Raw genomic sequence first — 26,157 nt, forward strand, 5'->3', positions numbered from 1 at the left:
CATGCGCTATCTGCACACAATGGTCCGCGTCGCCGATATCGACCAATCGCTCGATTTCTACTGCAACAAGCTCGGCCTGAAGGAGGTGCGCCGCTACGAAAACGAGCAGGGCCGCTACACGCTGATCTTCCTCGCCGCGCCCGAAGACGAGCAGAGCGGCATCAACGACAAGGCGCCGCTGGTCGAGCTGACCTACAATTGGGACCCGGAAGATTACAAGGGCGGCCGCAATTTCGGCCACCTCGCCTATGAGGTCGACGACATCTACGCCACCTGCCAGAAGCTGATGGACAATGGCGTGACCATCAATCGCCCGCCGCGCGACGGCAACATGGCCTTCATCCGCTCGCCGGACGGCATCTCGATCGAGCTGCTGCAGAAAGGCCCCGCCAAGGCCAAGGCCGAGCCATGGGCCTCGATGGCGAACACGGGCGTCTGGTAGAACCGGCGGTCCCGCACCGATTTGACCGGCCGCCGCTGGCGTTTCGCCAGATACCGCCTATCTACCGGGAATTGGCGCCAGCCTCATCCAGGCTGGCGTTTCTTCATCCGCCAGGAGAACTTCATGTTGACCAGCCGCGCCGATGTCGCCACCGAACATGCCAGCCGCTACCTGCAGCAGCTTTGCAAGCACTGGTCGCACAAATTCCCGGTTGAGTTCGACCCGCATCACGGCGCCATCCAGCTCTCGCTCGGCCGCACCGTCATGGACGCCGACGATCAGGCGCTGCACATCGCTCTGGCCGCCGACGATGAAGCTTCGCTCGTCCGGTTGGAGAGCGTGGTCGCCGACCATATCAAGCGCTTCGCCTTCCGTGAGGAATTGACTTTCGACTGGCAAAAGGCCGCCTGACAATCGGCGATCAGCCGTCGGCCTTGCTGGCCATCTCGAGCAACGCCAGCACGCTGCGCCAGTTGCGCGCCGTGCCCGGCACCTTCAAGGTGCGCGGGATCAGATTGGCGAACACCGATTTGCCGAGCCCGTCGGGCGCGTGCAGATAAAGCACGTCGCCCTTGATCTCGAAACGCTCGGGGCCGGTGCATTTGTCGGCGAGCCGCTGCGTCTCCTCGGCGGTCGGTTCCCGCTCCAGCGCATAGGCGTGCAGCTTGGTCGGTTCGCCGGCGACCTCGGGATAGGGATTGTCCTTCACCAGCCGCTCGAACCAGCCGGCGTCGCGCACCATGATGCGCGAGTGAAAACCCCATTTCTTCTCGAAGGCCGTTTCGATCTCCCTGGTCAGCGCCGCCGCGCTCCCATTCTTCGCCCGGAACACGACATTGCCGCTCTGCACATAGGTCGCGACATCGGTGAAGCCAAGGCCTTCGAAGAAGGCTTTGAGGTCCGCCATCTTGACGATGCGGTTGCCGCCGACATTGATGCCGGAAAACAGCGCGACGAAGACCGTGCCTTGTTTTGCGCTCATATGATGAAGCCCGCCAGCGTCTCGTTGTCGGTGATATCCTGATACTGCACGCCCTCCGCGTCGAAATTGGCCTTCAGCAAGTCGAAATTGCGCCGGTCCTTGGTCTCGATGCCGATCAGCACCGAGCCGAAATTGCGCGCAGACTTCTTCAGATATTCGAAGCGGGCGATATCGTCGTCGGGACCGAGCATTTCGAGGAAATCGCGCAGCGCGCCCGGCCGCTGCGGAAAGCGGATGATGAAATACTTCTTCAGCCCCTCGAAGCGCAGCGCCCGCTCCTTCACGTCCGGCAGCCGCTCGAAATCGAAATTGCCGCCGGAGACAACCGCGACAATGGTCTTGCCCCTGATCTCCTTGCGTGAAAAATCCTTCAGCGCATCGATCGCCAGCGCCCCGGCCGGCTCCAGCACCACGCCCTCGACATTGAGCATCTCGATCATCGTGGCGCAGAGCCGGTTTTCCGGAACCAGCCGGACGGCATCGGCGGTGAAGTCCTTGAGGTGGCGCAGCGGCTCGCGGCCGATCTCGGCCACCGCGGCGCCGTCGACGAAATTGTCGACCTTGGCGAGCTTGACCCGCTTGCCGCTGGCCAGGCTCTCACGCAGGCTCGGCGCGCCCGCCGGCTCGCAGAAGACGAAGCGCGGGTCGCGATGCTGGTCGGCGAAATAATGAGTCACGCCGGCGGCAAGGCCGCCGCCGCCGACGGGAAGCATGACGATATCGGGCACACGCCCACCCGGCATCTGGGCCGCAATCTCATAGGCGACCGTCGCCTGTCCCTCGATGATGTCCTTGTGGTCGAAGGGCGGCACCATATGCGCGCCGGCGCTTTCGGTGAATTCGAAGGCGGCGCGGTAGCAGTCGTCGAAGAAGTCGCCGACCAGCCTGATCTCGACGAAATCGCCGCCGAACAGCCGCGTCTTGTCGATCTTCTGCTGCGGCGTCGTCACCGGCATGAACACGACGCCCTTTTTTCCGAAATGCCGGCAGACGAAGGCAAAACCTTGCGCATGGTTGCCGGCCGAGGCGCAGACGAACAGCTCGGCATTGTTGCCGGCGGCAAGCGCCTTGCGGAAGAAATTGAAGGCGCCCCTGATCTTGTAGGAGCGCACCGGCGTCAGGTCCTCGCGCTTCAGAAGGATGCGGGCGCCGGTCTTCTTCGACAGATAGTCGTTCTCCTGGAGCGGCGTTTCCGGAAAGATTTCGCGGATCGCTTCGGCGGCCACAGCGACGCGGGCGGAAAAGCTGTTCACGACAAGTCCCTCATTTTCGATCTCGCCGGCACGCGCCACCATCCTGCCGGTGCCGGCAAACCTTCCTGCCGCCCTTTTGGCTTTCGCGCAACACCACGATGGTCCTCGCCCGGCGCTGAGCTAATTTCCGCTGGACACGACTTACTTTAGCCGCACTTCGGCTGTCCGGGAGATTTCCGCGGAGGTGGACGGCCAATCGCGGCCAAAGTGGAATTGCAGTGGAAGTGTCGACGTGCGGTTGAAGACAATTCTCATTATTGCCCTTGCCCTGCTGACGGCGGGCTGCGCGGGTCCCCAGACGCAGGAAATCCTGGGCAGCGTCGTCGTGCCGACGCAAGCGACCGAGATCGCCGGCAACCATTCGATCTTCATCGCCACCACCCGCAAGCGGTCCGACGACCCCAACAAGGTCTTCGACGGCGAACGCTCCGCGACGCTCAACTATGCCCGGGTCAACGTTACCGTTCCGCCGGTTCACCAGACTGGCCAGATCGAGCGCCGCTCCCGCGGCAAGTCGGACGACCCGACCAAGTATTTCATGGCCTCGGAAGTCGTCGGCTACGACACGCAGCCGAAATTCACCAGCGCCCTCAACGCCGACATCGACGCCCGCGGCGGACGTGTGATGGTCTTCGTCCATGGCTACAACACCGGCTTCGACGACGCCGTCTACCGGCTGACCCAGATCGTCCATGATTCCGGCTATCCGGGCACGCCCGTGCTGTTCTCCTGGGCTTCGGGTGCCAAGACCACCGACTATGTCTATGACAAGGAAAGCGCCGCCGCCGCCCGCGATCAGCTGGAAGTGACGCTCAGGATGCTGGCGCAGACCGGTGCCCGGCGCATCGACATCGTTGCCCATTCGATGGGAACCTGGGTGACGATGGAGACACTGCGCCAGCTCGCCATCACCGGCGACCGCGATCTGAGCGGCAAGCTCGGCGACGTGGTGCTCGCCTCGCCCGATATCGATGTCGACGTCTTCAAGAGCCAGATGCGCCGTTACGGCAAGCCGGACAAGCCCTTCATCCTGCTCCTGTCGGACGACGACCGGGCGCTGCGGCTCTCCGGCCTGATCGCCGGCTCGCGGCCGCGCGTCGGCGACTATCGGGACGCCGCCGACCTCGCCTCCTATGGCGTCACGGTGGTCGACCTTTCCAAGATGAAGGGCGGCGACAGCTTCAATCACACCAAATTTGCCGACAACCCGATGATGGTGCAGATGATCGGACAGCGGCTTCGCGAGGACGATGGATTTGCCAGCGATCGCGACGTCACCGACCGCATCCGCCAACTGGCGGCGCGGTAGTCCCAACCGCGTAGTTTCTGCGTTGCATAGACTTTGAACTGGACCCGGCCGCTCTCTGCCTTTATCGGAGTAATGGAGAGCTTTGCCGCCCTTGGGGGACCCCGGGTGACTGTGCACGTGAAGATCGTTGTCGGCCTTGCCTTCGCGCTCGCCCTCGCCGGCTGCGCCGGACCCACGCACGATCTGCTCAACCGCAAGGCGGTTACCGCGCCAGCCTCCGACATTGCCGCCACGCATGAGATCTTCGTCGCGACGACCCGCCAGCAGGCGACCAAGGATCCACGCCAGGTGTTCGACGGCGACCGTTCGCTGACCACCAGCTATGCCCGCGTCGACGTCACCGTGCCGAAGATCCACCAGGTCGGCGCGATCGAGCGCGCCAAGGGCTCGGCCGACAGCAATCCCGCCAAGCAGTTCACCGCCACCGATGTCGTCCACTATGGCGACGCGCAGCAATTCGCCAAGGCGGTCGGCGCCGACATTTCCATGCGCGGCGATCGCGCTCTGGTCTTCGTGCACGGCTTCAACAACGGTTTTGACGACGGCATCTATCGCATTACGCAGATAGCGCATGACACCAAATATCCCGGAACGCCGGTGTTGTTCTCATGGGCATCGAGCGCCAAGGCGACCGGCTATATCTACGACAAGGACAGCGCTAACGCCGCGCGCGACGACCTCGAGGCGACGCTGAGGATGCTCGCCAAGACACGCGTCAAGAGCATCGACATCATCGCCCATTCGATGGGCACCTGGCTGACGATGGAAGCGCTGCGCCAGCTCGCCATCACTGGCGACCGCGACCTCGGCGGCAAGCTCGGCTATGTCATCCTCGCCTCGCCCGACATCGACGTCGATGTCTTCAAGAAGCAGATGATCCGCTACGGCAAGCCGGACAAGCCCTTCGCCATCCTGCTTTCGGGAGACGACCGGGCGCTCAAGCTGTCGAGCTTCATTTCCGGCGACAAGCCGCGCGTCGGCGACTACGGCAACGCCGCCGACCTCGCGAGCTACGGCGTGGTTGTGGCCGACCTTACCAAGACCAAGGGCGGCGACGGCGGCCTGAACCATGCCAAATTCGCCGATAACCCGATCCTGGTGCAATTGCTCGGCGACCGGCTGCGCACGCCGGCAGCCCTGCGAGCGGGCGAACCTCAGGGAGCTGGGTTGGACAATATCGGCCAAGGGCTCGGTAAAGCCGTGGGATCGGTGGCCGAGGTGGTCATCACCACGCCGTTCAAAGTGCTGACCATAGCCACCGGCGGCGAATAGCGCCGGTCCCGCTCAGACAAAGAGGTCGACCTTCTGGAAGGTTCTCACGTCGACCAGGCCAACATCCGAGATCCTGAGCTCCGGGATGACGACCAGCGCCAGCAGCGAGTGTTGCATATAGGCGTTGTTGAGCGAGCAGCCGACCTTGCGCATAGCCTTGGTCAATTGCTCGGCTTTCGCCGCGACGATCTCGGCGCGTTCGTCCGACATCAGGCCGGCAATCGGCATCTCGACCAGCGCCAGTTCCTTGCCCTTGGAATAGAGCACCACGCCGCCGCCCACCTCGCCCAGCCGGTTGACGGCCAAAGCCATGTCTTCCTTGTTGGTGCCGACGACGATGATGTGGTGCGCGTCATGCGCCACGCTCGATGCCATCGCGCAGTCTTCCACATAGCCGAAACCGGAGACGAAGGCGTTGGTGACGCCGCCCGTGCCGCGATGGCGCTCGACCAGGGCGATCTGGCAGATGTCGTTGCGCCGATCCATGGCGACCAACCCGTCCTCGACGGGCAGATCGGCCTCCAGCGCCCGCGTCGGCGCCTGGTTCTCGATCACGCCGATCACCCGCGCCCGCACCTCGTTGGCGCCCTGCGGCGCGGAAATGTCGAAATCCTTCGCCGCGAGCTTCTTGCCGAGCTTGACCGTGTTCTTCGCGGATTGCGGATAGTCATAGGCGGGGATGTCGATCTCGAGCTTGCCGGCCTTCGCCAGCCTGACGCCGCGGCCATAGACCTCGTCTATGGCCATCTGGGCAAGGTCTGAAACGATCAGCAGGTCGGCCAGTCGCCCCGGCGCGATAGAGCCGATCTCGCGCTCCAGCCGGAAATGCTGCGCGGTGTTGAGCGTCGCCATCTGGATCGCGGTCACCGGCTTCAGGCCCTGTTGGATGGCATGCCGCACCACCCGGTCCATATGGCCTTCATGCACCAGCGTGCCGGAATGGCTGTCGTCGGTGCACAGGATGAAGTTGCGCGGGTCGATGCCGCCTTCGGTCACCGCCTTGATCTGCGCCGCGACGTCGTACCAGGCCGACCCCAGCCGCAGCATCGCCTTCATGCCCTGGCGCACACGCGCAATCGCGTCCTCGGCGCGCGTGCCTTCATGGTCGTCCTCCGCGCCTCCCGCGACATAGCCGTGGAACGGCAGGCCGAGATCGGGCGATGCATAGTGCCCGCCCACCGTCTTGCCGGCCTTGACCGTCTCGGCGATCTCGCCCGACATCACCGGATTGTTGGCGGCGACGCCGGGGAAATTCATCACCTCGCCAAGCCCGATGATGTTTTCCCAGGTCATGGCCTCGGCCACGTCGGCGACCGTCAACTCGGCGCCGGCGTGCTCCAGCCCCGGCGCCGACGGCACGCAGGACGGCATCTGCACATGCACGTTGACCGGCATGGCAACCGCCTCGTCATGCATGAGCCGCACGCCCGGCAGTCCGAGCACATTGGCGATCTCGTGCGGATCGATGAACATCGACGTGGTGCCGTGCGGGATCACCGCGCGGCAGAACTCCGTCACCGTCACCATGCCGCTTTCGACATGCATATGCGCGTCGCAGAGGCCAGGCACCAGATAGCGCCCGCCGGCATCGACGACCTTGGTCCCCGGCCCGATGGCGTGCCCGGCGTTCGGCCCGCAATAGGCAAAGCGGCCGGCAGCGATCGCGATATCGGTGCCGGGGATGATCTCGCCCGAATGGACATTCACCCAGCGCCCGTTCCGGATGACCAGATCGGCGGGTTTTCGGCCCATCGCGACATCGACCAGATGTGTCGCGACCTCCGTCCACGGCTTTGGCTTTGCGGCGCTGGTCGGCTTGGCGTTGGTCATGGGCGAGTCCTCTTGCATAAGCCACTTTGGCAAATGTCGGCGCCCGGAGCCAGAGCGTCAGGTCGTAAACCACTGTTGCAGAGATGCAATTCCGTTCAGCGGCGAAAGGGGCTAGTCTTTCCCAAGGAGTCTTTCGGAACCGCCATTTCGGAGTGCTCGATGCGTCGACTGACGCTCGCCAGTGCCGGCTTTCTTGCCCTGCTGTCCGGGTCTGCCTGGGCGGCGGATCTAGGCGCTGATCTGCCGATGACCGCGCCTGGTTTTGACTGGACCGGCTATTATGCCGGCATGCAAGCCGGCTACGGCTGGGGCCGGTCCGACATCACGGTCGATGGCGGGTCGGTCAAGCCCGACATCGACGGCGGTTTTGTCGGCGGCCATGTCGCGGGGCTCTGGCAATTCGACCAGGCCGTGATCGGCGCCGAGGCCGACCTCAACTACGCCTCGATCGACGGCACTGCCGATGCCGGCCCGGCAGGCACGTTCGGCACCGACGTCAAATGGTTCGGATCAATCAACGCCAAGGCCGGCTACGCCGCTGATCGCGTGCTGCTCTATGGCATCGGCGGCATCGCTTTCGCCGGCATCGAGACCTCGCAGGCGGCAGGCACGACCTTTGCCCGAACCCGCACCAGCACCGGCTGGACGCTCGGCGCCGGCGTCGACTACGCCTTGACCAACAATGTCGTCGTCGGCGCGCAATACCGCTACTACGATTTCGGCAAGGAGCATTTCGACGCTTCGGACACCTTCACGGAGCGCGACCAGGACGTGAAGCTGCAGACGCTCGGCGTGAATTTCAGCTATAAATTCTGAGGCTTGCCGCCGTCGTGGCGGCTCCGTCTCTTATTGCCTCTTGAAATCAGGCTCTTGAAAATCAAATGGCCGGCGCCCGCAGGGGGCGGGGGAATGGGTAGGACCTGATAGACGCCGGCCTCGGCGGATCGATCCGCCGTATGGCAAACACGAGCGTTCCCGCAGCAGACCGTAATTCCGCGATCGCGCCACTTTCCAATTACCTACCCCGCCGGAACCGAACATGGCGGATACGCTTCGCCGACGAGGCTGCAACCGGTTGGTCAGGATCGGTTCGATGCCGGCCTTCCCGCCGGCATCGCGGCCAGGCACTCCTCCAGCAGCCGAAGTCGCGCTTTTTGCCAGCGCAGCGTATGCCCAACCTCGTGCAGGTTACATCTTGCCTTCGAATTGGCTGCCTCGATCAGCCCCCGCTCGAGCCGATCGATCTCGCTGCGCAACTGACGCGCCTCCGCCTCCCGCAGCCCTCTGATCCAACCTGCCCCACGCATGGTTCCAGCACCAAAGCCGGCTCGATGCTCGCAGACAAAGGCTAATGAGATCGGTTTGCGGAACCCCGCATTTTAAACATCGCTAATATTAAATCTATGCGACGGATCACCCCACGCAAACTGCGGACGATCCGAAACATCGCTTGACGGCCCATATCAGGCGTCTGAAAAGGGCACGCCTGCGGACGTGGCGGAATTGGTAGACGCAAGGGACTTAAAATCCCTCGATCTCTGATCGTACGGGTTCGATTCCCGTCGTCCGCACCACGTTGAAATGATTGCATTATTCGTTTTCTATCACATCACTCGGATACCCAAACAAAAGTGCCACTGGGTAGCCGCCAGGGTAGCCAGAAGGGATAAAGCTGATTGGTAAAGACTCGCTATGCGTTTTGGTTGGCACTCAAGCAGCGCGACCGCGTTCCTAAATGGTCGTATGCCTCGGCGTTGACGCGGACGAGGCTCCCACAATTCGCCAGCTTAGTTCCGGTGCTCGGATATGCGGTGATCTGGGGAGATACATTCCAGAATTACCTAATGAGGTTCTCAACTCTCGGCGGTCCTTCGATTTTGTCCCCCCTAAGCCGCATTTATTTTTTGTATGTGGGAGGCGTCATGATCCTCTTTGGGCTGATGATATTCTGGTTATTCTGCCCTAGCCCGATTCGGCGCTACCGAAGTCGACGAGAATACGTTGACGCAGTCCCGGGAGATAGGGACGAGAGAGAGGGTAGACGGGCCGCAAAGATTCTTCGATCGATCTACCCTCCGGACGCAGGCGCGCAGTGGGTCATCTATGGTATTAGAGTGACCGACCAAGAAATCGACCTGCTGGCGGAGCCAACGGGGGTATTATCCGGATCAGCTGTCGCGCCACTTACCGCATACTATGAGGTAGCGGATCGGAGGTTTCCGGTCGCTTCGGGATTTTGCTTGTTCTATTTGGTGACCGGCGCAGTTCTATTCCTGGTGCCAAGCTTTGAAGTTTTCATCATGGCAATGAGCCGGTTGATACGCCACACCATCGGCATTGACTAAATCTGTCAGAAGCCGAACTCGCAGGCGAGGTGGCGGCGCGAGGGAGAATACGGCGATGCGATGGGGGCGAGGTTTTTTCCGGCTATGGCTTCTGAGCGCCGTCCTTTGGGTCGGGGCGGCCCTTTTCCTCAATTTCTCGGGTAGCCCTTACTTCCCCGAGCTACGCATAGCAGTGAATCACGATGGGCGGATCGCCGCCTTGAAACCTTGGTCAGACGAGGTGAAGGCGCTCGAAGCGGCTGCGGAAGGCGGAATTTCGGAAAGACAATTTATGGCGGTTTACCCAGGCGCCATCTACTATGCTGACGCTGGTGACGATGTGCCGACGCAATCCAGCAAATTGCAGAAAGTTAGGTCATACCTGGACGGAGAGCGGGCGCGGATTGAGTCGGAATATCGCACGTCCTGCCTCATGAGCTTCCTATACCTCGGCATTTTCCCGCCGGTCCTCCTTCTGGGGCTCGGTGCGGCCGTCGGTTGGGCGCTGGCAGGCTTTCGTCGCACACCTCAGTAAAAAGCCCGGCCACATAGCAGCCGGGCGAGTCTGTGAGGCTTGTCACAGACGCGTGGACACCATCGGGTTAAGCTTACCGAATAGTTCTTTCCTGCAGCGGTGAAGGGAGTAGTCCGATGCTTGGGAACCTTCCTCTTGTCGGCATCGCTGGTCCGCTTGTCGATTGGCTCGGGCGCCGCGCCGATCAGAAGGCGCAGCTGAAGGCGACGGACGAATTGAGCGAGTCACCGGAGGATATGCTCAGCGACATCGGGATTTCCCGTGACGACATTGAGACCGCGCGCCGGCGCCCCGGCCGGGTGAGCTGACAAAAAGGCTCGGCCACCGTAGCAGCCGAGCCTATTTTGATCACCAGTGCGCAAGCTCTTCCCGCTCGTCGTCGCCTTCGCGATCGTCAAAGCCTTGCTGGCCTATGACCCCTTTGCCGTGGCTCTCGGCCCATCCGAGCAGCGGCTCGCCGTCTTCGACCTGCCAAGACACCGGCCGGGCATAGCGGGAGCGGCTTGCCTGGTTGACATGCTCCGTCCAGCCGAGATCGGGCTCAAGGTCGCCTTCGCTGCCGTAGCATCCCAGGTTGCCCGACTGTGAGGCTTCCTCAGTCCAGCCGAGGCCATGCTCATCATCCTCCCATGTGCGGCCGCCCTCGCCTGCCTGCGGCTCGTCGTTGATGTCCCCGCCGTGCTCGTCCTCGTCCTCTCGGTCGTCCGAGTCGCCACCGGCTTCCAGTCCGCCGCTTTCGGGCCAGCCCAGCCACGGCTCGAGGTCTGGCTCTGGCGATAGATCGTCCAGCATGTCGATCAGCGCCTCGATCGAGCCGGCCAGGGACTTGCGGCTGGTGCGGTCGACCTGGAGGGTAAGCAGGTCTTTAGAATTTAAAGAAGCTGCGGCGACATAGGCCTCCGCCTTCTTCGTGAGTTGCAGGTCATCCATGGCGGCGATCCTCCGTCAAGTTGTCCAAGGCGTTGCTGCCGAGGTCTAGGAGCACGTTGGAGGCTCGGAGGAGTAGGAATGCTAAGGTTGAGCGCGCAAGGCGCGTCCTGAGCGCTGCTGAGGCAAGCAGCAATGCTATTCCGGCTGCGTAGGTCATGACGGCCTCCGCTGGACGAGCAGGATACGGCCGGAAAATCTTCCGACGATGGCTATCTTGGCAGCGGGCATAGCTCCGCCGGCTGCCGGAACATGGGTGTTCGGCATGATATTGCTCCATGAGCATGGTTGCTGTAACATCATGCAAATTAAATGACTTCGGCCTCAAGTCAATACAATTTGCATGAAGTAGAAGCGTAATGACGATATCTGCAGGTCAGTTGAGGGCCGCCCGCGGCCTCATAGGATGGTCGCAACAGGATCTCGCCGAGAAGGCTGAAGTGGGCCGAGCGACGATCGCCGACTTCGAAGCGGGCAAGCGTGCGCCCTATGCCACCACATTAACGCGCCTGCAGGAGACGCTTATCGCGGCCGGCGTCGAGTTCATTCCCGAGAACGGCGGCGGCGCCGGGGTGAGGCTCCGCAAAACCTAGCGAGTGACGCGATGCGCATCAGGCCTATGACCGAACAGGACGTCCTTGCTGTATCGAAGTTGCTTGGTGAATCTTGGCGCAACACATATGGGCCTATCGTAGGCCTGGCGGAAACGGCCAAGATTTCCGACGTCCATCATGCCCCTCCGCGGCTCGTGGAGGAACTGGCGGACACCAACAAGACGGCGGTAGTTGCCGAACGACCGGATGGCTCACTCGCCGGCTATGCGATGACCAAGACGGATGCGCTGGGCGACGTCATGCTCGATCGCCTGCACATCGAAAAGAGTGAATTCGGTACCGGCTTGGCGGCCGACTTGCTAGATGCTGTGCTTTCGATTCATGCCGGCCTCCCGAGCATCGCGCTCGAAGTGCTCGAGGGCAACGACAGGGCGCTGGCCTTCTACCGCAAGCACGGGTTTGAAGTTGTCGATCGCAAGCCTTCGTCCTACGGATCGGAGGGACGCATGTCGCTCATCATGCGCAAGCTGCTGGCTCGCTAGTGACAATTCTCATCGCTGAAATCGTCAAGCCGCTCCCCTCTGGGGAGTTGGCCGATTCGCTATTCGGTTTTCAGGATCTTCGCCAAAGCAGCGCCTCTAGGGCCGCTGATGTCATCGTGGGTGCAGACTCTAAGGAGCTTTATAGCTCCTCCTGCTATCGGCTTGTAAATGAGAAGGACATCGCCGTCCAAATGACATTCATAATAATCTTTCAGGGGTCCACTTAACTTATGGTCCTTCATAGTAGCCGGGAGCGGCGCGGGAGGTATGGATCGCTTGCACAGGTCGAACGTCCCCATAGCTGCGCTAACCGCGTCACTCTTGTGCTTGACCCATGAATCCTTGAAACCGCTGGCAAGTTCCCACTTAATGCCGTTGCGCTTCGGCTCGTCGGCCATGATTTCATTCGCGATTTAGCCAATCGAGCATATCGATCACATTGTCGAACTCCGCCTCCGGCTTAGCAGCGTCAGCAGCCAGCAAATCCGCAACGAAATCAGCACTATATCCTCCGGCGGTGCCAGCGAAAAAAGTGCAGCTCAGAGAGATATTCGCCAGCGCATTGGAAAGCGTGTAGTTGTCCATCGGAGCTTGGGCGCCGGGACCCGCATCGAGACCGATTAAGTAGATATTTTGGCTGAGAGCGGTCAGCACCTGCGTCCCCGAAAATCCGGGTACGGTCTTTCTCAACGGCAAAAGCGCCGGAGGGAGACCACGGCGCTTTTCGCGATCAGCGATCCGCAGACTCATATCAATTCAGCCTTTCTTCTTCAAATGCTCAGGTACACGCGACTGGCTAACCAATGTCATCTGCATTTCGTAAACCGGATCGCCATCCGGTGTGTACTGGCCCAGCATCTTTTTCACGTCCAAGACGACCGCCTTCGCTCGTAAAATTGTGCCATCCGACAGCGTGAATTCACTCCAGCCATCTTTCGAAGAAGCAATGTCGACGGGTTCGCTTGGGCCTTTGGGATCGTATCCCAACTGAATTCCAATGGGGAGTTGCGGCGCCTCCGGAGAAGAAGGAGCCGGCTGCTGTCGCTGTTTACTCTTTGCCATTAGACACCTGCCTCGTCGGATGTAGGCATTCCCAAGCAGACGTTAAACCCTGCGCAAGGCCATTGTGCGGTCTCAATATGCTCATTTTGTCGCAACCGTGTCAAACGAGCGACGGCATCGGTTTTCCACCGTCTCTCTCAACTTTTTATCGCGTCCTTGGTTTCCAAAGCTCTAAACCACTGCCTAAAAGGGTCCCCAGGCGTCCAGCGCTTGCATTGCCAGAAGCGCCCAGCACCCGATCTTCGCCGCCGCTGCCCTACGCCGCAGAACTGTTCCGTGCCTCCTGGCGCCCGCCGGTGGCCTGCTGCCACGCGCCCGCAAGGCATCATCTCGATAACCGGCCGGCATGGTTGCCTGACTTCCTATGCAGCCCTTGCCTCAACTGCCCTCTGGCGGGCTTCCCTGGCCAGCGCCATGCACTGTAGGGCCATGCTGCGGCTCAGGCACGGCTGCTTTTCCACCCACGGCCCGAAATGACCACGAGGCAGCGTCGTTTTCATGTGCATCAGCCAGCAGCCGACCTTGAGCTTGAGATCGGTCGACCAGCGCCCGCTGGGAAGCCCCACAGCGTCGTTGTCGGCCGGCTCGGGCTTCGGTGGCGACAGCAGCGCCAGATAGGCCCTGTGGACAGCCTGCTGCCGGTCCTGGGACAGCTTGGCGAACTGGCGGACGGTCATGCCACAGCCAAAGGCAAGAACCGCAGTGTGGCGCTTCTCGCCCCTCATTCGGCCGAGGCGCCCGTATTGCCATTCGTTCGGCAGGCGATAGGTGCCGACGCCTTCGACCTCGATCTCAGTCATGCCGCGGCCCTTTCGAACAGCGCACCACCGGCGAGCATCGGATAGAGCATGGCCGCCATATTGTGCGCGGTGGAACCTGGCATTGCCCTGGCAAGCCGGCGGACATGGCCGAGGTCGATCCGGTCCAAGGCATCGAAGAGTTCGGAACGATCGGCATTGCCTCGATCCGCACCAGGTACGAAACCGCCTGCAGCGTGGCGGCATGGAGCTCGCGACCGTTGCCGGTCTGGTTGATGAGTTTCAGGACTAGAGCCAGGTGAGACTCACCGTGCCGGCGCCCGATCGCGCGCACCGCGGGTTTGCAATAGCAATGACCAGGCTTGCGGCCTGTGGTCCGGTTCTCTTCAGCGTCGTGAAGGGTGACGCCACAGGCTCGAGCTATCCGATGGATGTCGCAAGGATGATCGCCTATCCGTGCCAGCATGCCGCGCCTCGTGTGTGAACGCGCGGATGATGCATAAGTCGCGACTTATTGGCAAGCGTTACGCTCGCAAGCGCCGCTTGGTCTGCCTGGCCGGGAATTGACAGGATCACCACCGGCACGAAGAATTCGTCGGGACCGGTGTGGCTACTCCCTCATCGTCCTTATGGATATGTGCCTCCCATTTGGGCAGAGGCGTATATTCGCGCGAGCCGAAGTCCCCCCGGTTAGGCCCGGCGCTCACTGGCCTACCCCGTCAGCGTGCCGGGCCGCCTCCGACCTCCCTCGCCGACTGCGAATGTACCGGCGGCGACGGGAGCAGGACACTATGGGCACGGCGTCCAGCCGTTCCGCTGCTCCGGCGTCACGGCGTGGTTGGTGAACTGCAGGTTCCGATCGTCGCGGCCGGCGCCGCGGCATTCGCTGCAATAGATGATTTCGAGCAAGTCCCAATGCAGGCAGCGCTGATCAGGTCCAAACCGCCTGACCAGTTCAGCGACGTCGAGCACCGCCCGGCGCCTGCATGTCAGGCAATCGACGGAAAGGCCAGTGCCGGCCCGCAAGCTTGCCGCCGAGCGTGGCTTCTGAAAACGGATATTCCTTGCCCATGGCGATCCTCGTGCTGAAAAGGGTCGCCGCACCGAGGACAATATTCCTGTCCGCGTTGAGGTTGGCAAGAGCCCGCTCGCCTGGGTGGGTCGAACGGGCTCCGGGGGGTGTGGACCCCGGCTGCGCTGGGGACTCGGCACGAGTAGCGCAGCCAAAACCCAACATGGCGGCTAGCGGAAGGTTCCATTAGCTTTTGCTTGTGAACCTATCTGCCGCCTTCGGCATTGTAGGGCATCATGGCGAAGGAACGATTCCCGTTTCTCCTGACGTCTATCGATCGCAACCTGGAGCCGGATGGCAGCGAGCAGGATGCTTACGGGAATAGGGTCTGTTGCGGCTGTTGCTGTCTGCATGCGGCCATAACAAATGTTAATCGACGTTGTTCCCCTCGAGCACGCGGCATGGTTAAGAGCAATCGTGAAAGAGCCCGCCTGCCATGGGTGCCAGACGGGCTCTTTATCGAGTGCGAGCCCTAGCACCCGACGCGACGCCCGAATGGAAAGCAGCCCTATCCGGCGCCGTCTGTTTGATCAACTTCGCCTGCCGCTCGATGTTCCATTAGCAAATGCTTGACTAAGCCGCCGGTCGCGCCAGAGTCGTGGAATGGCGAAGGGCAGCATCAAGGTAGGCGACGAGGTCGTGATCACCGCGACAGTGCGTAAGCGCGTCACTGAGGACCGGGTGAGTGTGTTGATCCCCTCCTACCACCAACCGCATTCGATCGTGGACAGAACGCCCAACATCGGCAGCGGGCAGAAGATCGATCTTGTCGGCGAGGTCACGCGGGTTGACGAGCACACTGTCACCGTCGGCGGCCGGGATCTAGGCATCACCGTCAGCCGGGACGCTGTGCGGAAACGCTAATGCAACAGCAGCGCGCCGCGGTCGGCCAATGCGCCCAGACGGCCTGCGGTAGGTAGCGCAAACTTGGTGCAAGCTATTCAGTTCACACGTTGAAACGTCTGGCACGAAAGTTTGGTATACCACGTCATTCTATTTATAGACCCTTGGCTTTCAGTCTGATCAATCGGCAACAAACCGTGCGCCGCTAATTTTTTCAGCCGTTCTAGTTCTGCCTCACATTCGTCTTGAGTGAGAAATCCCCGCCAGTTGCCAACCATGGTGCATTCGGCCGGTTGTTGAGGATGCCCGAAATAAATGCACATGAAAACTCCGAAGAGAGTCACCAGTTCATTCCTCGCCAGATGCGCTGCCGGCAAGAGTATTACCAGCGACAGCTAATATTTGGTGTGATGACGCCATAAGCAGGGGGATTCACATCGGCTCGTTTCCGATCTAGAATCTTCTCCATGGAACCGGCATTTGACGACATTGCTGCTGTCCTACGAGCCCCGCCAGCGCGTCTGCGGGCTCGATATGGCGCGTTGGCGCTGCGCCTCGCTGAAAGCCTCGCCACCGGCATCGCGATCGGCATTGGCTTCGCCATCGTCCACGCCTTCGCTGGTTGATATATAAGTCGCGACTTATCGGCAAGACTCAGGGGCAAGCTTCGCGCGCCCTGAACCCCAGAGCGCGCGTGAAGTTGGATGTGGTCAGAGCTTCACCCATGCCCAACTCGGGAAGGGTCGGCGTCCTCGCGCCGGCCCTTTTCTTTGATTATAAGAACGAAGCTATCACGACCCGCTTTATATTGCTGGTCGCGCTTGTAATTCCTCCGGTCGCGGCTTGATTAAACTCAGTCGTCAGGCACGAGAAGAACGCTATGGAGTCCAATGATTCCGCCGTAACCTGGCTATCTTTGTTAAGTGTATCGGCGCCGCTATAATTCGCGCTTATCGTTTCAATGGCGCTTGCCATATAACAAGATTGGATGGCAAAACCGCCATCATTCACCTGCAAGGCAGGAGTGGATACAGAGGTCGATGTGGTATTGACCACTGCGCTATCCATTGGTGTAAAGGAATACCGGCATCTCGTATCGTAGACAGCGCCATACAGCCGAGTTAGGCCGGCACTCATGGTGATTATAATGTTGGCTGTTGTGCCCGTCGAAAGCGGGAAGCGAACGATTGCCGTACCGCCTGACGTGCTTGCGACCTGATTGACGACAGTTGCGGCAACTCCGCCAACCGTCACGCTAGATACCGTTCTAGCGTTTGTTGCACCCCATGAAAAGCAAATGACGAGCTGCCTCAGCGCGTTCGCCGTGCCGATATTGACGCTGTTGAAGGTGTAGGTCGTTAGGTTTGTGTCGTCGCTGAAGCTGCCGGCCAGAACCGGAGCATAGGCAGAGCCGGAGAGCGGCACGAATGATGCTCCATCTGCCGTTATGCCAATAGCAGACGGCGCCGTCGCGGTTATGTTGATCGTGGCGGCAGAATTCGTAAGGATCGATCCCGAGTAGAGCTTGTATGTGGAAAACGACCTGAGATCGTCCTGAGTGAGCGTATCAGATCCAGATGTTGTAACGCCGGAGATATTTCCGCTGCGAGCATTGGTAAGAACGAAGCCACCATTGGCGATCTGGAGGCCACTCAAGGTGACCGAGGCCCCGGCATTATAAAGCGCTAGTGCATGCAGCGGCTTAATTCCGGGTGTTGTCGATCTATATACCGCGCAGAGGCAATTGGAGGCCGACGCACTTGTCGTCACAATGATCGTCGCGGTGGTTCCTGTAGGCACATCGGCATAGAAGACACCATATAGACCGACGCCGCTTTGGACCTTGTTAATAACAGTCTTGGCGACTACACCACCGATCGTGACGGAGGTTATCGATGGTGAACCAGGATTGAAAGCTATATTGACAAAAATCTTTCGATTAGCATCGGCCGCTCCGATAGACACCGACGACAGGGTGAATGTGGTCGACGATGATGTTAGATCGGACGCAACTGTCATGAACTGCAAAAGAGTCGGCGTGGAGCCTCCGCCGCCGCCCGTGGTACCCCAGAATCCTCCCGTCGAAAGCAACGGCATTGCCAATTCCTCTCTCTCAGCAGTTATCCAAGGCTACCATTGATGCCGTAGATGCCCATTTAGGTGCCGGCCCTTTCCGCTGCCTGCGCAGCCTTGGCGGCTTCCATCAGCGATTGCCACTCATCATCGGAGATGCCATTGCGCTGCCTGACCTCTTGGATGACATCGCCAAGCCAGAGCCAGATCGGCACTGCGGCGCGCCAATCCAAAACCAGATTAGCCTCCGTCTCACGGATCACATGCGCGCCGCTGCCCTCGTTCGACTCAACAGCTTCAGGCCATGCGGCAACGCCATCAGTGGTTTCGAACGATCCGGTGGCCGGACCAGGGAAACGCTCACTGTAAAACGCACACTGGATTTGCCCGCGTGGAGTGAATGAGCCTGTGCATCCATCGACATGGATGGTTCGATAGGCTGGGCTCTTTTCGTAACGGGTGATTACTTTCTGGGTCATCTTATTTACGCCCTCGATGCCTGAAGGGTCAGCTCATTGAACAAGCCGAGAGCCGCGGCCATGCGCTGTGCCTTCGCGGTCTGGCTGTCAGCGAGCCGGCTTAGGGACAGCGCATATTATCGATCCGACTCCCATGCCGGATTTGCCTTCAGATTGGAGACCACGCCGCGGTAGAGGCGCCGGGTGTCGGCGATCCTCGAACGCAACGTGATCAAATCGGCGATCGGATCGGTATCCGCGTCCGAAAGTGGCCTGCCGGCCGCGGACATCTGCTCGCACACGCGCTTGAACTGGGCTTTTTCAGCACGAGTTAGCCACCTCGGAACGGGCAGAACCGCATGTTTCTGGAGTGTTGCGGGTGCATTCGGCATCAGACACCAGCCGGGAAACTGCAAGATGGCCGAAAAAAATGTGCGAATGGGTTCGCATGCGGTCTGCGCGAGAGCGACCGTTTTAGGACTGACCTACCCCCCCAGGGGCTTCTCTCGTTCATGCCAGCGGCCTCCATGCGCGGGGACGAGCGGCTAAGCGCCATTCCTGATGAACGAGGCTGTCTTCCTCGATCGGCATGGGCAGCGGATCGAATGACTGCATGAAGCAATTGTCGTGGCAGTCGTAGGCGTAGAGCACGACTGTGCGCTGGTCTTCAGCCAGGCACACGTCGACTTGCTCAAAGGTCGGTGCTGGCTTCATGATCTGGCATCCCTGCCTTTCTTCACACAGAGCTTCCACGCTGCACCCTGTCCTGGCAGGAGACCTTGCGAGCCCACTTCCGCGTGCCACATCGATCCGTCATGCGTGCAAAGGTGGCCGCGCTTGTAGGCCTCGTCGGCTTTCCAAACGCCGCGGTATTCGACCGATGGCTTGCTCTCGAGTTCGGCGACGCGCGTCTCTAGTTCCTTGACGCGCTCACTCATCCAGACATGCATTCCGAGATGTTCGCCGGCGACATCCATCAGCAATTCGATCGATGCTCTGCCGGCGGCATCGACGTCACGCCTCTGCATGGCGATCTTTGCCTGATCGATGTTGTATTCCACAAATGCCAGGAAGGCCCTGTCTAGCGCCGCCTTGTCGCCACGCTGACGCGCGCCAGCCGGATAGGTCGGCTCGGGCACATTCTTGATGTCCCACTTCTTTTTCGAATGGCCTTGTGGCGCCGCGCCAGGCGCCTTAGGCGCGAGGTCGCCAAGCTCGATGTCGAAGCGCTCCTTGTGCAGCCGATCGACATGGCCACGAAGCTCGCTGATCTGCGTCTTAAGCCGCTCCTGCAATGGCTGGCTTTGGTCGAGTGGATGCAGTTTCGTGTCCGCTTCAAGGGCCGTATTCTTCTCGGCGATTTGCTTGCCAAGGCGATCGATATCGACATCGATCTTGTGCAACGCCGCCTGCTTCGGATCGACGATGATGGCCTTGACGGGCTTCACCTTTTTCGTGTTCACGGCCATTCGTGGTACTTCTTCCAGAAATTCACGCGCATAACCGAGAGCGCCTTGCAGTTCGCCGAGGTCATGCCCACCGACTCGAGCCGGCGGATATGGCGGAGGTCTTCGCGCTTCCACCGTGCGCGGCGTTCCGCTTTGGTCTCAGACCCGATGAGCTTGACGGTGTGGACGGTCTTCGAAGAGACAAAGGGACCGTTCAGAGAGACTTGGCGAGTTACCATTTGCCTCCCCCCTCTCAATTCGTCCGGTCGAAGGCGACGCGGACATAGTTTAGCCGCTCCCACAACTGCGGACAGACACCGGGAAGTGTCGAAAAGCGGTTGATGTCGATGCCGGCCTGCTTTGTCTTTTCCCTGAAGCTTGGCCCGTAGGTGAGTAGGTTTTCCAACCGTCCAAGCGCCTGATCGACTGCTTCGCGGTACAGCCTCAGGGGCTCCTCAAGGGCTGACCCAAGGCTCGCCTGGTAGGCCTGATTCTCTTCGTCGCGCTTGGCTTTCGCGACGGCCTCGGCTTCGAACAAAGGTGCCAGTTCGCGGCCGATAGCTTCGACGTCGGCGCTGCTGATTTGCGGCGGCTGACCGAGCTGCTGAGCGGCAAGGCGCCGGCCGGCCTCTACGTGGCGTTGCTGGCCTTCCTGGCGCGCGGCAACGGCGTCCTGATAGGCCTGTTCCGCAGCGGCGATGCTGGCAGGTTTCTCGGGGATCGTAAGCAGGCGATCGAAGTCTGGTTCGGCGGCTTTGAGGCGAGCGAGCATTCAATGGCTCCGAGGTCAGAGGAAATTCGAACTGCAATACTCTAACCCGGTGCCCGGAAGCGTAACCGGGGATACTGTAACGCTTAGGCGAACTTCTCGGCGAACGCCCGGCACATGCGCGCGAAGGCCTCGCGAACTTTGGCCGGGTCGTGCTCATCTTGCGGGTTCAAGGAAAGGCTCTCGACCAAGGCGTCTCGCATCTGTCGATCGATAAGGACGTCGGCCCGGATGGCCTCGACGCGGCCGACCTCTGCGCGATGGGAATTCACCCTGCAGGAAGCCGAACAGAACTTCGCGTCCCGGCGCTTGCCCGCGACGCTGCCGTTGCAATGCTGGCATGTCCGATCGGCCGCGCTCATGCGTCACCAGCCGAGCGCGGGAAAAAGTTACGCGGGCAACCAAAATTGTTACGGTTTATGCGCGAGAAACTGCGGGACCGGTCTGGGATTCGTACACCGTCAGAACGATCCTCCCCGCCCCCGTATCTCAGCGGAACAAACGACATCGACTGCCGTTCCCTTGCATCTCGATGATTTTCAAGCCGTTGGACTTCGCGCACGGCCATACGCGCATCGATCGCCATCGCGCCGCACGCCTGGCTATGCTGCGCGGGCGGATCGTGAAGAAGATGGCCAAGATTGACCATGCGGCCGATGAGGTTGAGCAGGCGGCGGCGGTCCTTATCGAAGTCACTCATCAGCCACCTCGCGACGCTGCAAGGTAACCGTTGACTTCATTTTCGTCGGCCGACAGAGCACCAGTCGAGCGTAGATGCTCCTGCGCTTCGGCCATCGACATCAGCATCACGTTCGGCTCTTTCGCGCGCGTAAGCGCTAACCCTTCTTCCTTTCTTTCCGGAGCAGAATCTTCTGGTGCTGGTGCTGGTGCTGGTGGGCATTGCTCAAGCATTGCTTTAGGCATTGCTTCAAGCATCCTTGGAGCATTGCTTGAAGCATTTCGGCGCCACCTGGCGTCAGCGCCTTTCCTGGCCCGATCGATGGCAATTTCACGCTTCTCGGCAGCCGCTTCCCGCTCATTGTCGAGCCGCGGCAACCGCCATCCGTCTTCGAACAAAGAGCAGATGGCCGAGCGCACTGCCTCCCATCGGTCGACGTCGACGCCAGTGACGCGCATCAGCCGGACATCGTCATCAGGCAACATGCCGTGCTGCCAATAATGCCGGCGTAGCCGTTCATAGGCGCCGAACTCTTCAGCGCTCAAATGCAAGGTGATGGCGGCCTCGTCACCGATGTAGGTTTTCATCCAGGCGAGGTCGGTCATCCGGCACCGCCGATCTGGTAGCGGTCAGGAGTCAAACGCGTTTGACATTGCCCCTGCTTTTCTTGACAATCCGGCGTGATTACCGCTATTTTTATGAACACTCTTGCTGCTTGAGTGGTCCCCCGGAAGCCCGCCGATTGGTCCCCGTCGGCGGGTTTTCGTTTGTCAGGATGCGCCATCGTCGAGACCTCCGCTTCTGACCAGATTCGCCAAGCGGATGGACTCAATCGCCTCGGCCGTCGTCATCGGAAATTGAGACTTAAGCCACGGCACCGCCGGCCGGCCGCGGACATGCGGAGGGACTTCGATAAGACGACGGGCGCCGAGGGTGATGACTTCGCTGTGTTCGTGATCGAGGCCGGTCATAGTGATCTATCCTCAATCCAGCTATCGTCGTCTTCGTCATCAGACCCGACGTTCATGTCGGAGATCCGCCGGGTCATGTCGATCTGCATCAAGGCCAAAGCGCGTATGATGGCGACTTGGGTCTCGATGTTCGTCAGGCCGTTGTGGTAAGCCGTGGTTTTGTGCAGATGCCCGACGAGAAATTCACTGCCAGGGTTCAGTACCTCTTTCAGACCAGCGTGAATCTGGGCAGCGGCCTCGGCCGTGCGCCTATGATTGCAAAGATCGCCTTCGGGATCGCTGCCCAGGATATAAGGCGGGCGAGCACCTTTGTTGTCGTTTGCGTTCATGCGGCGCGCCCCCCAATCTTGAAGGGGCGCGCCATCCGCTTCGCCGTTTCCGCTGCATCGGCATTGGCGGCCGCTGGATCACTGTAAGACCGGAGCTTGGTGCGCAGCGGGCGGCCTGGCGCCGGCGTGACAAGCTCCACTGCCCAATTCCGTCCCGATTTCCTGACCGTGTAATAGCTTGTTGCTGCCGTTGGCAGTCGGGTGATGGCGGCGGTCATCACGCGGCCCTCCGAACGAACCGCGATGCCAAATGCCGGCAGAAGTCGGCTCGCCCGTATTTCACCAATTTCGCGGAGAGCCTGATGAATTCCGGTCCGGTCCCGCGGTTGCGATGCTTCTTCACCGCCGACGGCTTCACGCCCTGGATGGAGGCGAGGTCTTCCGGATCGAAAAAGGCAGGGAGAGTGGTGTCAGTCGCGAGAGCTTCGTAGAGCTCGGCGCCGCTGAGGCCGGATGCTGCCCAAAAGCTGAGCCGGGCATTAAACGCCTTAGCCGTGTCTGTCTGTTCCATTTCGTCACCCTCGGTTTGTTTTGGGTGACGCTTAAGTTACTCACGATTTGACGGCGCGCTACAAGTTTCAGTTCCAGAAAATCATGGACTTTTTGAAACCGCCTCGTGAGGGAATATGGGGTCGCCGGGATAAAGCTTGTTATACCGCTTCCAGCCGCGGCGAACGGTCGAGACGCTAACGCCGGCATCTCTCGCGACGCGCAACCGGCTGCGAAGCACGGACCCTAGCCGGGGAAATCCGGCAGGCTGGCAAAGGCCGCCTTCAAGGCGTTCGACCAGCCGTCGGAGATGGTGCGGTAATAGGGATCGTCCTGGGCGATCCGCCTGTTGAGCCCGACCTTGAAGCTGTCCTTCTCCAGGAACAGCAGATCGAGCGGCAGCCCGACCGAAAGGTTGGATTTCAGCGTCGAGTCGAACGACACCAGAAGCAGCTTCACCGTTTCGGCCAGGCCCATTGTCCGGTCATAGGCACGGATGATGATCGGCTTGCCGTATTTCGTCTCGCCGATCTGGAAGAAAGGCGTATCGTCGGTCGATTCGATGAAATTGCCTTCCGGGTAGATCATGAACAGCCTGGGCGGGCTGCCCTTGATCTGGCCGCCCAGGATGAAGGAGGCATTGAAGTAGGAATCCGCCTTGTCGCCGTTCGGCGAGGCGTGTTCGATGACTTCCTTGACCGTGTCGCCGACCAGCCGCACCGTCTGGTACATGGACGGCGTCTCGAGCAGCTTCGGATGGCGGTCACCAACGGTCTTGTTGCGTTCGTCGAGCAGGCTGACCACGGCTTGCGTGGTGGCAAGGTTGCCTGCCGACATCAGCACGATGACGCGCTCGCCCGGCTCTTCCCAGATGTGCATCTTCTTGAAGGTCGAGATCGAATCCATGCCGGCATTGGTGCGCGTGTCCGACATGAACACGAGCCCGCGATCGATCTTGAGGCCGACGCAATAGGTCATGATTCTTCTTTAACAGCGAATCCCGTCGGAAATTACTGCTCTACCGTGACGGAGACGGCAAGCTTCTCTTGCGCCTGCCCCAAGAGTATCCCCGACACTGGCGAGGCGTCGCGATAGTCGCGCCCCGTCGCCACCCGCACATAGCGTTCATCTGGAGAGATACCGTTGGCTGGGTCGAAGGCAACCCATCCGAGCCCCACCACATAGGCCTCGGCCCAGGCATGGCTTGCAGCCTGCTCGACGGCCGCATCCATCATCAGGTAGCCGCTGACATAGCGAGCCGGAAAGCCAAGGGCGACGGCCGCGGCGATGAAGATATGGCTGTGATCCTGGCAGACGCCGGACTTCAGCGCAAGCGCCTCCTCCGCCGGCGTCACGACGCTGGTCGTGCCGGGCTTGTAGGCGACCCGTTCGCGGATGGCGACCATCAACCGGTGCAGCCGCTCGATCTCGGTTCCCTGACCGAGCGTGCCGGCCAGTTCACGTATGCCTTCGCCGGCGGCGGTAAGCTGCGTGTGCTGGCCGAACAGCCAGAGCGGGGCAAAGCCCTGATGCGGGCCTGTCACGCCCGCCGTGTCATGCGTGGTCACCTCTCCCGCCGCCTCAACGGTGATCGCGCTGTGGCCGCTCTCGGCGCTCACCAGCCGCGTGTCGTTGCCGAAATGATCGGTAAAGCGCACCTCCTCGCGCGCGCCTTCGACCTTGATCGCCCAGGAGCCGACGGTCTGCGTACGTCCGCTCAGGGGCAGCAGGCGCAGCCGCTGCAGCAGATATTGCACCGGCGCATCGTAGTGGTACTCGGTGCGATGGGTGATCTTGAGCCGCATGACGCCCGCCCTCAGCCCCTCAATGGAACCGGTAATCCTGGGCGATCTCGTCGCCCAGCCTGGTGTTGTCGCGAATGAACTCGGCCAGGAACTCGTGCAGGCCGTGATCGAATATATCCTTGATCGAGCCCCTCTTGAGCAACGCCTGGATCTTCTCGGCCGTGGCGTGGCAGGCATGGCGCTCGCCATAGTCGTCGGCGAGGAATTTCAGGTGCTCGCCGAGGAAGCGATAACAGAAGGTCAGCGAGCGCGGCATGCGCACATTGAGGATCAGATAGTCCGCAATATTCGTCGGCTTGTAGTCGGCTTCATAGACCCAGCGATAGGAACGATGCGCCGACACCGAGCGCAGGATCGACTCCCACTGATAGTTGTCCAGCGTCGAGCCGACCCAGGACAGCGAAGGTAGGAGCACATAATACTTCACGTCGAGGATGCGCGCCGTGTTGTCGGCGCGCTCGACATAGGTGCCGAGCTGCGAGAAGTCGAAAATCTCGTTGCGCAGCATCGTGCCGTAGAACGAACCGCGGATCAGCGCCGTCTCGCGCTTGATGGCATCGAGCACCGTCGGCAGGTCGCGCTCGTCGATCGGCCTCGCCAGCATGCGCTTCAGCGACATCCAGGCTTCGTTGATGCTTTCCCAGGTCTCGCGCGTCAGCGCCGTTCGCACCATGCGGGCATTGTTGCGAGCCGTCTCGATCGACGACATCGTGCTCGACGGGTTCGAAGTGTCGCGCAGCAGGAAGTCGGAGACGTTGGCAGCAGTGTAGTCCTGGTATTTCTGCGAGAACGCATAGTCGGAGCCGGCGCTAAGCAGCACCGAATTCCATTCCTCCGACGCGTTCTGCGTGCGCGTCAGCGCCATGCGCAGGCCGGCATCGACGAGGCGCGCCATGTTTTCGGCCCGCTCTATATAGCGGTTCATCCAGTAGAGACCGTTTGCGGTGCGGCCCAAAAGCATCTCAGCTTGCTCCGGTGTCGAGCGAATAGCGAATAGCGAGTAGCGAATAGGGAAAAAGGCACTTCATGACTTTTGTTGCAGGCTCCTGATCATCGAACGCAGCATCCTCCCGATTTCATCAGTTTGGCCAAGCAAACCAGCGACCTCCGCTTCGACCATTAATTCTACCTCTCCACACAGGATGAGATGTGTTTCCAACTCTTTCAGAGAGCCCTGCGCCGTGCGAAGAAATTGAATAAAGGCTCCTGTACTTTCTCTTCCATGACCCTCTGCAACATTCGCTGCGATGGAAGCCGCAAAGCGTCGTATCTGAGAAGTCATCCCGTATACTTCACTGTTCGGAAAACCTCTCGTGGCCGAATAGCAATTCACTGCCAACTTCAGGGCCGCCTTCCAAACGGTGAGATCCCTGTAGGAATTGATCGCCGTCGTATCCCCTTCTTTTCCCTACTCGCTACTCGCTATTCGCT

At 60.7% G+C, this 26,157-nt stretch carries 40 protein-coding genes and 1 tRNA gene; 13 read left to right on the forward strand and 28 right to left on the reverse strand.

Features of this window, described 5'->3' with window-relative positions; genetic code table 11:
* Position 1 precedes the first annotated feature (1 nt).
* The gene (gene gloA / locus EN852_RS09610) at positions 2 to 442 is read left to right on the forward strand and encodes a lactoylglutathione lyase (RefSeq protein ID WP_127875219.1); all 441 of its coding nucleotides are present in this window, start codon (positions 2 to 4) and stop codon (positions 440 to 442) included.
* Between the two features lie 123 nt (positions 443 to 565).
* Positions 566 to 853 carry a DUF2218 domain-containing protein gene (locus EN852_RS09615; protein WP_127875218.1) on the forward strand — a complete coding sequence of 96 codons (288 nt, stop codon included), beginning with the start codon at positions 566 to 568 and terminating at the stop codon, positions 851 to 853.
* A gap of 10 nt (positions 854 to 863) precedes the next feature.
* Here the strand turns inward: EN852_RS09615 and EN852_RS09620 are convergent, their stop codons facing one another.
* Both EN852_RS09620 and ilvA read right to left on the reverse strand, forming a co-directional pair.
* The gene (locus tag EN852_RS09620) at positions 864 to 1,424 is read right to left on the reverse strand and encodes a DUF1697 domain-containing protein (RefSeq protein WP_127875217.1); all 561 of its coding nucleotides are present in this window, start codon (positions 1,422 to 1,424) and stop codon (positions 864 to 866) included.
* Complete coding sequence (gene ilvA / locus EN852_RS09625; RefSeq protein WP_127863700.1) at positions 1,421 to 2,677, reverse strand: threonine ammonia-lyase IlvA; 1,257 nt, start codon at positions 2,675 to 2,677, stop codon at positions 1,421 to 1,423. The genes EN852_RS09620 and ilvA overlap by 4 nt, the downstream gene beginning before the upstream one ends.
* A gap of 232 nt (positions 2,678 to 2,909) precedes the next feature.
* Between ilvA and EN852_RS09630 the strand changes: the two genes are divergently transcribed.
* Together EN852_RS09630 and EN852_RS09635 are read left to right on the forward strand one after the other, a co-directional pair.
* On the forward strand, positions 2,910 to 3,986 hold the full coding sequence (locus tag EN852_RS09630) for an alpha/beta hydrolase (protein ID WP_127875216.1): 1,077 nt from the start codon (positions 2,910 to 2,912) through the stop codon (positions 3,984 to 3,986).
* Between the two features lie 105 nt (positions 3,987 to 4,091).
* Positions 4,092 to 5,258, forward strand: a complete 1,167-nt coding sequence (locus EN852_RS09635) for an alpha/beta hydrolase (protein ID WP_127875215.1) — start codon at positions 4,092 to 4,094, stop codon at positions 5,256 to 5,258.
* Positions 5,259 to 5,270: 12 nt separating this feature from the next.
* Here EN852_RS09635 and ade read toward each other — a convergent pair whose 3' ends face one another.
* Complete coding sequence (ade, locus tag EN852_RS09640; RefSeq protein ID WP_127875214.1) at positions 5,271 to 7,088, reverse strand: adenine deaminase; 1,818 nt, start codon at positions 7,086 to 7,088, stop codon at positions 5,271 to 5,273.
* Between the two features lie 159 nt (positions 7,089 to 7,247).
* On the opposite strand from ade, the gene EN852_RS09645 reads away from it, so the two are divergent.
* Positions 7,248 to 7,904: an outer membrane protein gene (locus EN852_RS09645; RefSeq protein WP_127875213.1), complete on the forward strand. Its 657-nt coding sequence runs from the start codon at positions 7,248 to 7,250 to the stop codon at positions 7,902 to 7,904.
* Between the two features lie 263 nt (positions 7,905 to 8,167).
* On the opposite strand, the gene EN852_RS09650 is transcribed toward EN852_RS09645, so the two are convergent.
* The gene (locus EN852_RS09650; protein ID WP_245519526.1) at positions 8,168 to 8,344 is read right to left on the reverse strand and encodes a hypothetical protein; all 177 of its coding nucleotides are present in this window, start codon (positions 8,342 to 8,344) and stop codon (positions 8,168 to 8,170) included.
* Between the two features lie 232 nt (positions 8,345 to 8,576).
* Between EN852_RS09650 and EN852_RS09655 the strand changes: the two genes are divergently transcribed.
* The 4 genes from EN852_RS09655 (at position 8,577) to EN852_RS09670 (ending at position 10,255) form a co-directional block, all read left to right on the forward strand.
* Positions 8,577 to 8,662 (forward strand) — tRNA-Leu (locus EN852_RS09655).
* 540 nt (positions 8,663 to 9,202) lie between these two features.
* Positions 9,203 to 9,433, forward strand: coding sequence for a hypothetical protein (locus EN852_RS09660; RefSeq protein WP_127875212.1), 231 nt, complete (start codon positions 9,203 to 9,205; stop codon positions 9,431 to 9,433).
* 199 nt (positions 9,434 to 9,632) lie between these two features.
* On the forward strand, positions 9,633 to 9,947 hold the full coding sequence (locus tag EN852_RS09665; RefSeq protein WP_127875211.1) for a hypothetical protein: 315 nt from the start codon (positions 9,633 to 9,635) through the stop codon (positions 9,945 to 9,947).
* A 116-nt stretch (positions 9,948 to 10,063) separates the two neighbouring features.
* Positions 10,064 to 10,255 (forward strand): hypothetical protein, encoded by a 192-nt coding sequence (locus EN852_RS09670; RefSeq protein ID WP_127875210.1) that lies wholly within the window; start codon positions 10,064 to 10,066, stop codon positions 10,253 to 10,255.
* A gap of 40 nt (positions 10,256 to 10,295) precedes the next feature.
* Here the strand turns inward: EN852_RS09670 and EN852_RS09675 are convergent, their stop codons facing one another.
* Entirely contained in the window at positions 10,296 to 10,877 is a 582-nt protein-coding gene (locus tag EN852_RS09675) for a hypothetical protein (protein WP_127875209.1), read from the reverse strand.
* A 356-nt stretch (positions 10,878 to 11,233) separates the two neighbouring features.
* Between EN852_RS09675 and EN852_RS09680 the strand changes: the two genes are divergently transcribed.
* Positions 11,234 to 11,467, forward strand: coding sequence for a helix-turn-helix transcriptional regulator (locus EN852_RS09680; protein WP_127875208.1), 234 nt, complete (start codon positions 11,234 to 11,236; stop codon positions 11,465 to 11,467).
* 26 nt (positions 11,468 to 11,493) lie between these two features.
* On the forward strand, positions 11,494 to 11,970 hold the full coding sequence (locus EN852_RS09685) for an N-acetyltransferase (RefSeq protein WP_246694224.1): 477 nt from the start codon (positions 11,494 to 11,496) through the stop codon (positions 11,968 to 11,970).
* Positions 11,971 to 12,029: 59 nt separating this feature from the next.
* Here EN852_RS09685 and EN852_RS09690 read toward each other — a convergent pair whose 3' ends face one another.
* The 6 genes from EN852_RS09690 to EN852_RS09710 form a co-directional block, all read right to left on the reverse strand.
* Entirely contained in the window at positions 12,030 to 12,368 is a 339-nt protein-coding gene (locus EN852_RS09690) for a type II toxin-antitoxin system mRNA interferase toxin, RelE/StbE family (RefSeq protein ID WP_135879539.1), read from the reverse strand.
* A 4-nt stretch (positions 12,369 to 12,372) separates the two neighbouring features.
* On the reverse strand, positions 12,373 to 12,720 hold the full coding sequence (locus tag EN852_RS09695) for a hypothetical protein (protein ID WP_127875206.1): 348 nt from the start codon (positions 12,718 to 12,720) through the stop codon (positions 12,373 to 12,375).
* Between the two features lie 6 nt (positions 12,721 to 12,726).
* Entirely contained in the window at positions 12,727 to 13,032 is a 306-nt protein-coding gene (locus EN852_RS09700) for a hypothetical protein (RefSeq protein ID WP_127875205.1), read from the reverse strand.
* Between the two features lie 362 nt (positions 13,033 to 13,394).
* The gene (locus tag EN852_RS09705) at positions 13,395 to 13,832 is read right to left on the reverse strand and encodes a hypothetical protein (RefSeq protein WP_127875204.1); all 438 of its coding nucleotides are present in this window, start codon (positions 13,830 to 13,832) and stop codon (positions 13,395 to 13,397) included.
* On the reverse strand, positions 13,829 to 13,960 hold the full coding sequence (locus EN852_RS43150) for a hypothetical protein (RefSeq protein ID WP_281407779.1): 132 nt from the start codon (positions 13,958 to 13,960) through the stop codon (positions 13,829 to 13,831). The genes EN852_RS09705 and EN852_RS43150 overlap by 4 nt, the downstream gene beginning before the upstream one ends.
* A 619-nt stretch (positions 13,961 to 14,579) precedes the next feature.
* The gene (locus EN852_RS09710; protein ID WP_127875203.1) at positions 14,580 to 14,762 is read right to left on the reverse strand and encodes a hypothetical protein; all 183 of its coding nucleotides are present in this window, start codon (positions 14,760 to 14,762) and stop codon (positions 14,580 to 14,582) included.
* 703 nt (positions 14,763 to 15,465) lie between these two features.
* Here EN852_RS09710 and EN852_RS09715 point away from each other — a divergent pair.
* A complete protein-coding gene (locus tag EN852_RS09715) occupies positions 15,466 to 15,726 on the forward strand; it encodes a hypothetical protein (protein WP_127875202.1) in 261 nt (86 codons plus the stop codon).
* A gap of 446 nt (positions 15,727 to 16,172) precedes the next feature.
* Entirely contained in the window at positions 16,173 to 16,331 is a 159-nt protein-coding gene (locus EN852_RS40790) for a hypothetical protein (RefSeq protein ID WP_189545801.1), read from the forward strand.
* A 148-nt stretch (positions 16,332 to 16,479) separates the two neighbouring features.
* Here the strand turns inward: EN852_RS40790 and EN852_RS09720 are convergent, their stop codons facing one another.
* The 17 genes from EN852_RS09720 to EN852_RS09800 form a co-directional block, all read right to left on the reverse strand.
* Positions 16,480 to 17,802 carry a hypothetical protein gene (locus tag EN852_RS09720; RefSeq protein WP_127875201.1) on the reverse strand — a complete coding sequence of 441 codons (1,323 nt, stop codon included), beginning with the start codon at positions 17,800 to 17,802 and terminating at the stop codon, positions 16,480 to 16,482.
* A gap of 59 nt (positions 17,803 to 17,861) precedes the next feature.
* Complete coding sequence (locus EN852_RS09725; RefSeq protein WP_127875200.1) at positions 17,862 to 18,257, reverse strand: hypothetical protein; 396 nt, start codon at positions 18,255 to 18,257, stop codon at positions 17,862 to 17,864.
* 116 nt (positions 18,258 to 18,373) lie between these two features.
* A complete protein-coding gene (locus EN852_RS09730) occupies positions 18,374 to 18,628 on the reverse strand; it encodes a hypothetical protein (RefSeq protein ID WP_127875199.1) in 255 nt (84 codons plus the stop codon).
* Between the two features lie 118 nt (positions 18,629 to 18,746).
* Positions 18,747 to 18,950 carry a hypothetical protein gene (locus EN852_RS09735; RefSeq protein WP_127875198.1) on the reverse strand — a complete coding sequence of 68 codons (204 nt, stop codon included), beginning with the start codon at positions 18,948 to 18,950 and terminating at the stop codon, positions 18,747 to 18,749.
* Positions 18,947 to 19,699 (reverse strand): hypothetical protein, encoded by a 753-nt coding sequence (locus tag EN852_RS09740; protein WP_127875197.1) that lies wholly within the window; start codon positions 19,697 to 19,699, stop codon positions 18,947 to 18,949. The genes EN852_RS09735 and EN852_RS09740 overlap by 4 nt, the downstream gene beginning before the upstream one ends.
* Before the next feature lie 238 nt (positions 19,700 to 19,937).
* Positions 19,938 to 20,456, reverse strand: coding sequence for a hypothetical protein (locus EN852_RS09745; protein WP_127875196.1), 519 nt, complete (start codon positions 20,454 to 20,456; stop codon positions 19,938 to 19,940).
* Positions 20,457 to 20,539: 83 nt separating this feature from the next.
* Positions 20,540 to 20,815: a hypothetical protein gene (locus EN852_RS09750; protein WP_127875195.1), complete on the reverse strand. Its 276-nt coding sequence runs from the start codon at positions 20,813 to 20,815 to the stop codon at positions 20,540 to 20,542.
* Positions 20,812 to 21,153 (reverse strand): hypothetical protein, encoded by a 342-nt coding sequence (locus EN852_RS09755; protein WP_127875194.1) that lies wholly within the window; start codon positions 21,151 to 21,153, stop codon positions 20,812 to 20,814. Before EN852_RS09755 ends, EN852_RS09750 begins: the two co-directional genes overlap by 4 nt.
* Positions 21,153 to 21,737, reverse strand: a complete 585-nt coding sequence (locus tag EN852_RS09760) for a YdaU family protein (protein ID WP_127875193.1) — start codon at positions 21,735 to 21,737, stop codon at positions 21,153 to 21,155. The genes EN852_RS09755 and EN852_RS09760 overlap by 1 nt, the downstream gene beginning before the upstream one ends.
* A 165-nt stretch (positions 21,738 to 21,902) precedes the next feature.
* Positions 21,903 to 22,103, reverse strand: a complete 201-nt coding sequence (locus tag EN852_RS09765) for a hypothetical protein (protein WP_127875192.1) — start codon at positions 22,101 to 22,103, stop codon at positions 21,903 to 21,905.
* Positions 22,100 to 22,432, reverse strand: coding sequence for a hypothetical protein (locus tag EN852_RS09770; RefSeq protein ID WP_127875191.1), 333 nt, complete (start codon positions 22,430 to 22,432; stop codon positions 22,100 to 22,102). The genes EN852_RS09765 and EN852_RS09770 overlap by 4 nt, the downstream gene beginning before the upstream one ends.
* Complete coding sequence (locus tag EN852_RS09775; protein WP_127875190.1) at positions 22,429 to 22,650, reverse strand: hypothetical protein; 222 nt, start codon at positions 22,648 to 22,650, stop codon at positions 22,429 to 22,431. The genes EN852_RS09770 and EN852_RS09775 overlap by 4 nt, the downstream gene beginning before the upstream one ends.
* Positions 22,650 to 22,943, reverse strand: coding sequence for a hypothetical protein (locus EN852_RS09780; RefSeq protein WP_127875189.1), 294 nt, complete (start codon positions 22,941 to 22,943; stop codon positions 22,650 to 22,652). The genes EN852_RS09775 and EN852_RS09780 overlap by 1 nt, the downstream gene beginning before the upstream one ends.
* A gap of 224 nt (positions 22,944 to 23,167) precedes the next feature.
* Positions 23,168 to 23,899: a peptidase gene (locus EN852_RS09785; protein WP_095818647.1), complete on the reverse strand. Its 732-nt coding sequence runs from the start codon at positions 23,897 to 23,899 to the stop codon at positions 23,168 to 23,170.
* 32 nt (positions 23,900 to 23,931) lie between these two features.
* Positions 23,932 to 24,726, reverse strand: a complete 795-nt coding sequence (locus EN852_RS09790) for a transglutaminase family protein (protein WP_127875188.1) — start codon at positions 24,724 to 24,726, stop codon at positions 23,932 to 23,934.
* A gap of 19 nt (positions 24,727 to 24,745) precedes the next feature.
* A complete protein-coding gene (locus EN852_RS09795) occupies positions 24,746 to 25,687 on the reverse strand; it encodes an alpha-E domain-containing protein (protein ID WP_127863866.1) in 942 nt (313 codons plus the stop codon).
* Positions 25,688 to 25,750: 63 nt separating this feature from the next.
* On the reverse strand, positions 25,751 to 26,110 hold the full coding sequence (locus tag EN852_RS09800; protein ID WP_127875187.1) for a four helix bundle protein: 360 nt from the start codon (positions 26,108 to 26,110) through the stop codon (positions 25,751 to 25,753).
* Positions 26,111 to 26,157 lie beyond the last annotated feature (47 nt).

The organism is Mesorhizobium sp. M2E.F.Ca.ET.209.01.1.1, assembly GCF_004010375.2.
In the GTDB taxonomy this organism is placed as follows: domain Bacteria; phylum Pseudomonadota; class Alphaproteobacteria; order Rhizobiales; family Rhizobiaceae; genus Mesorhizobium.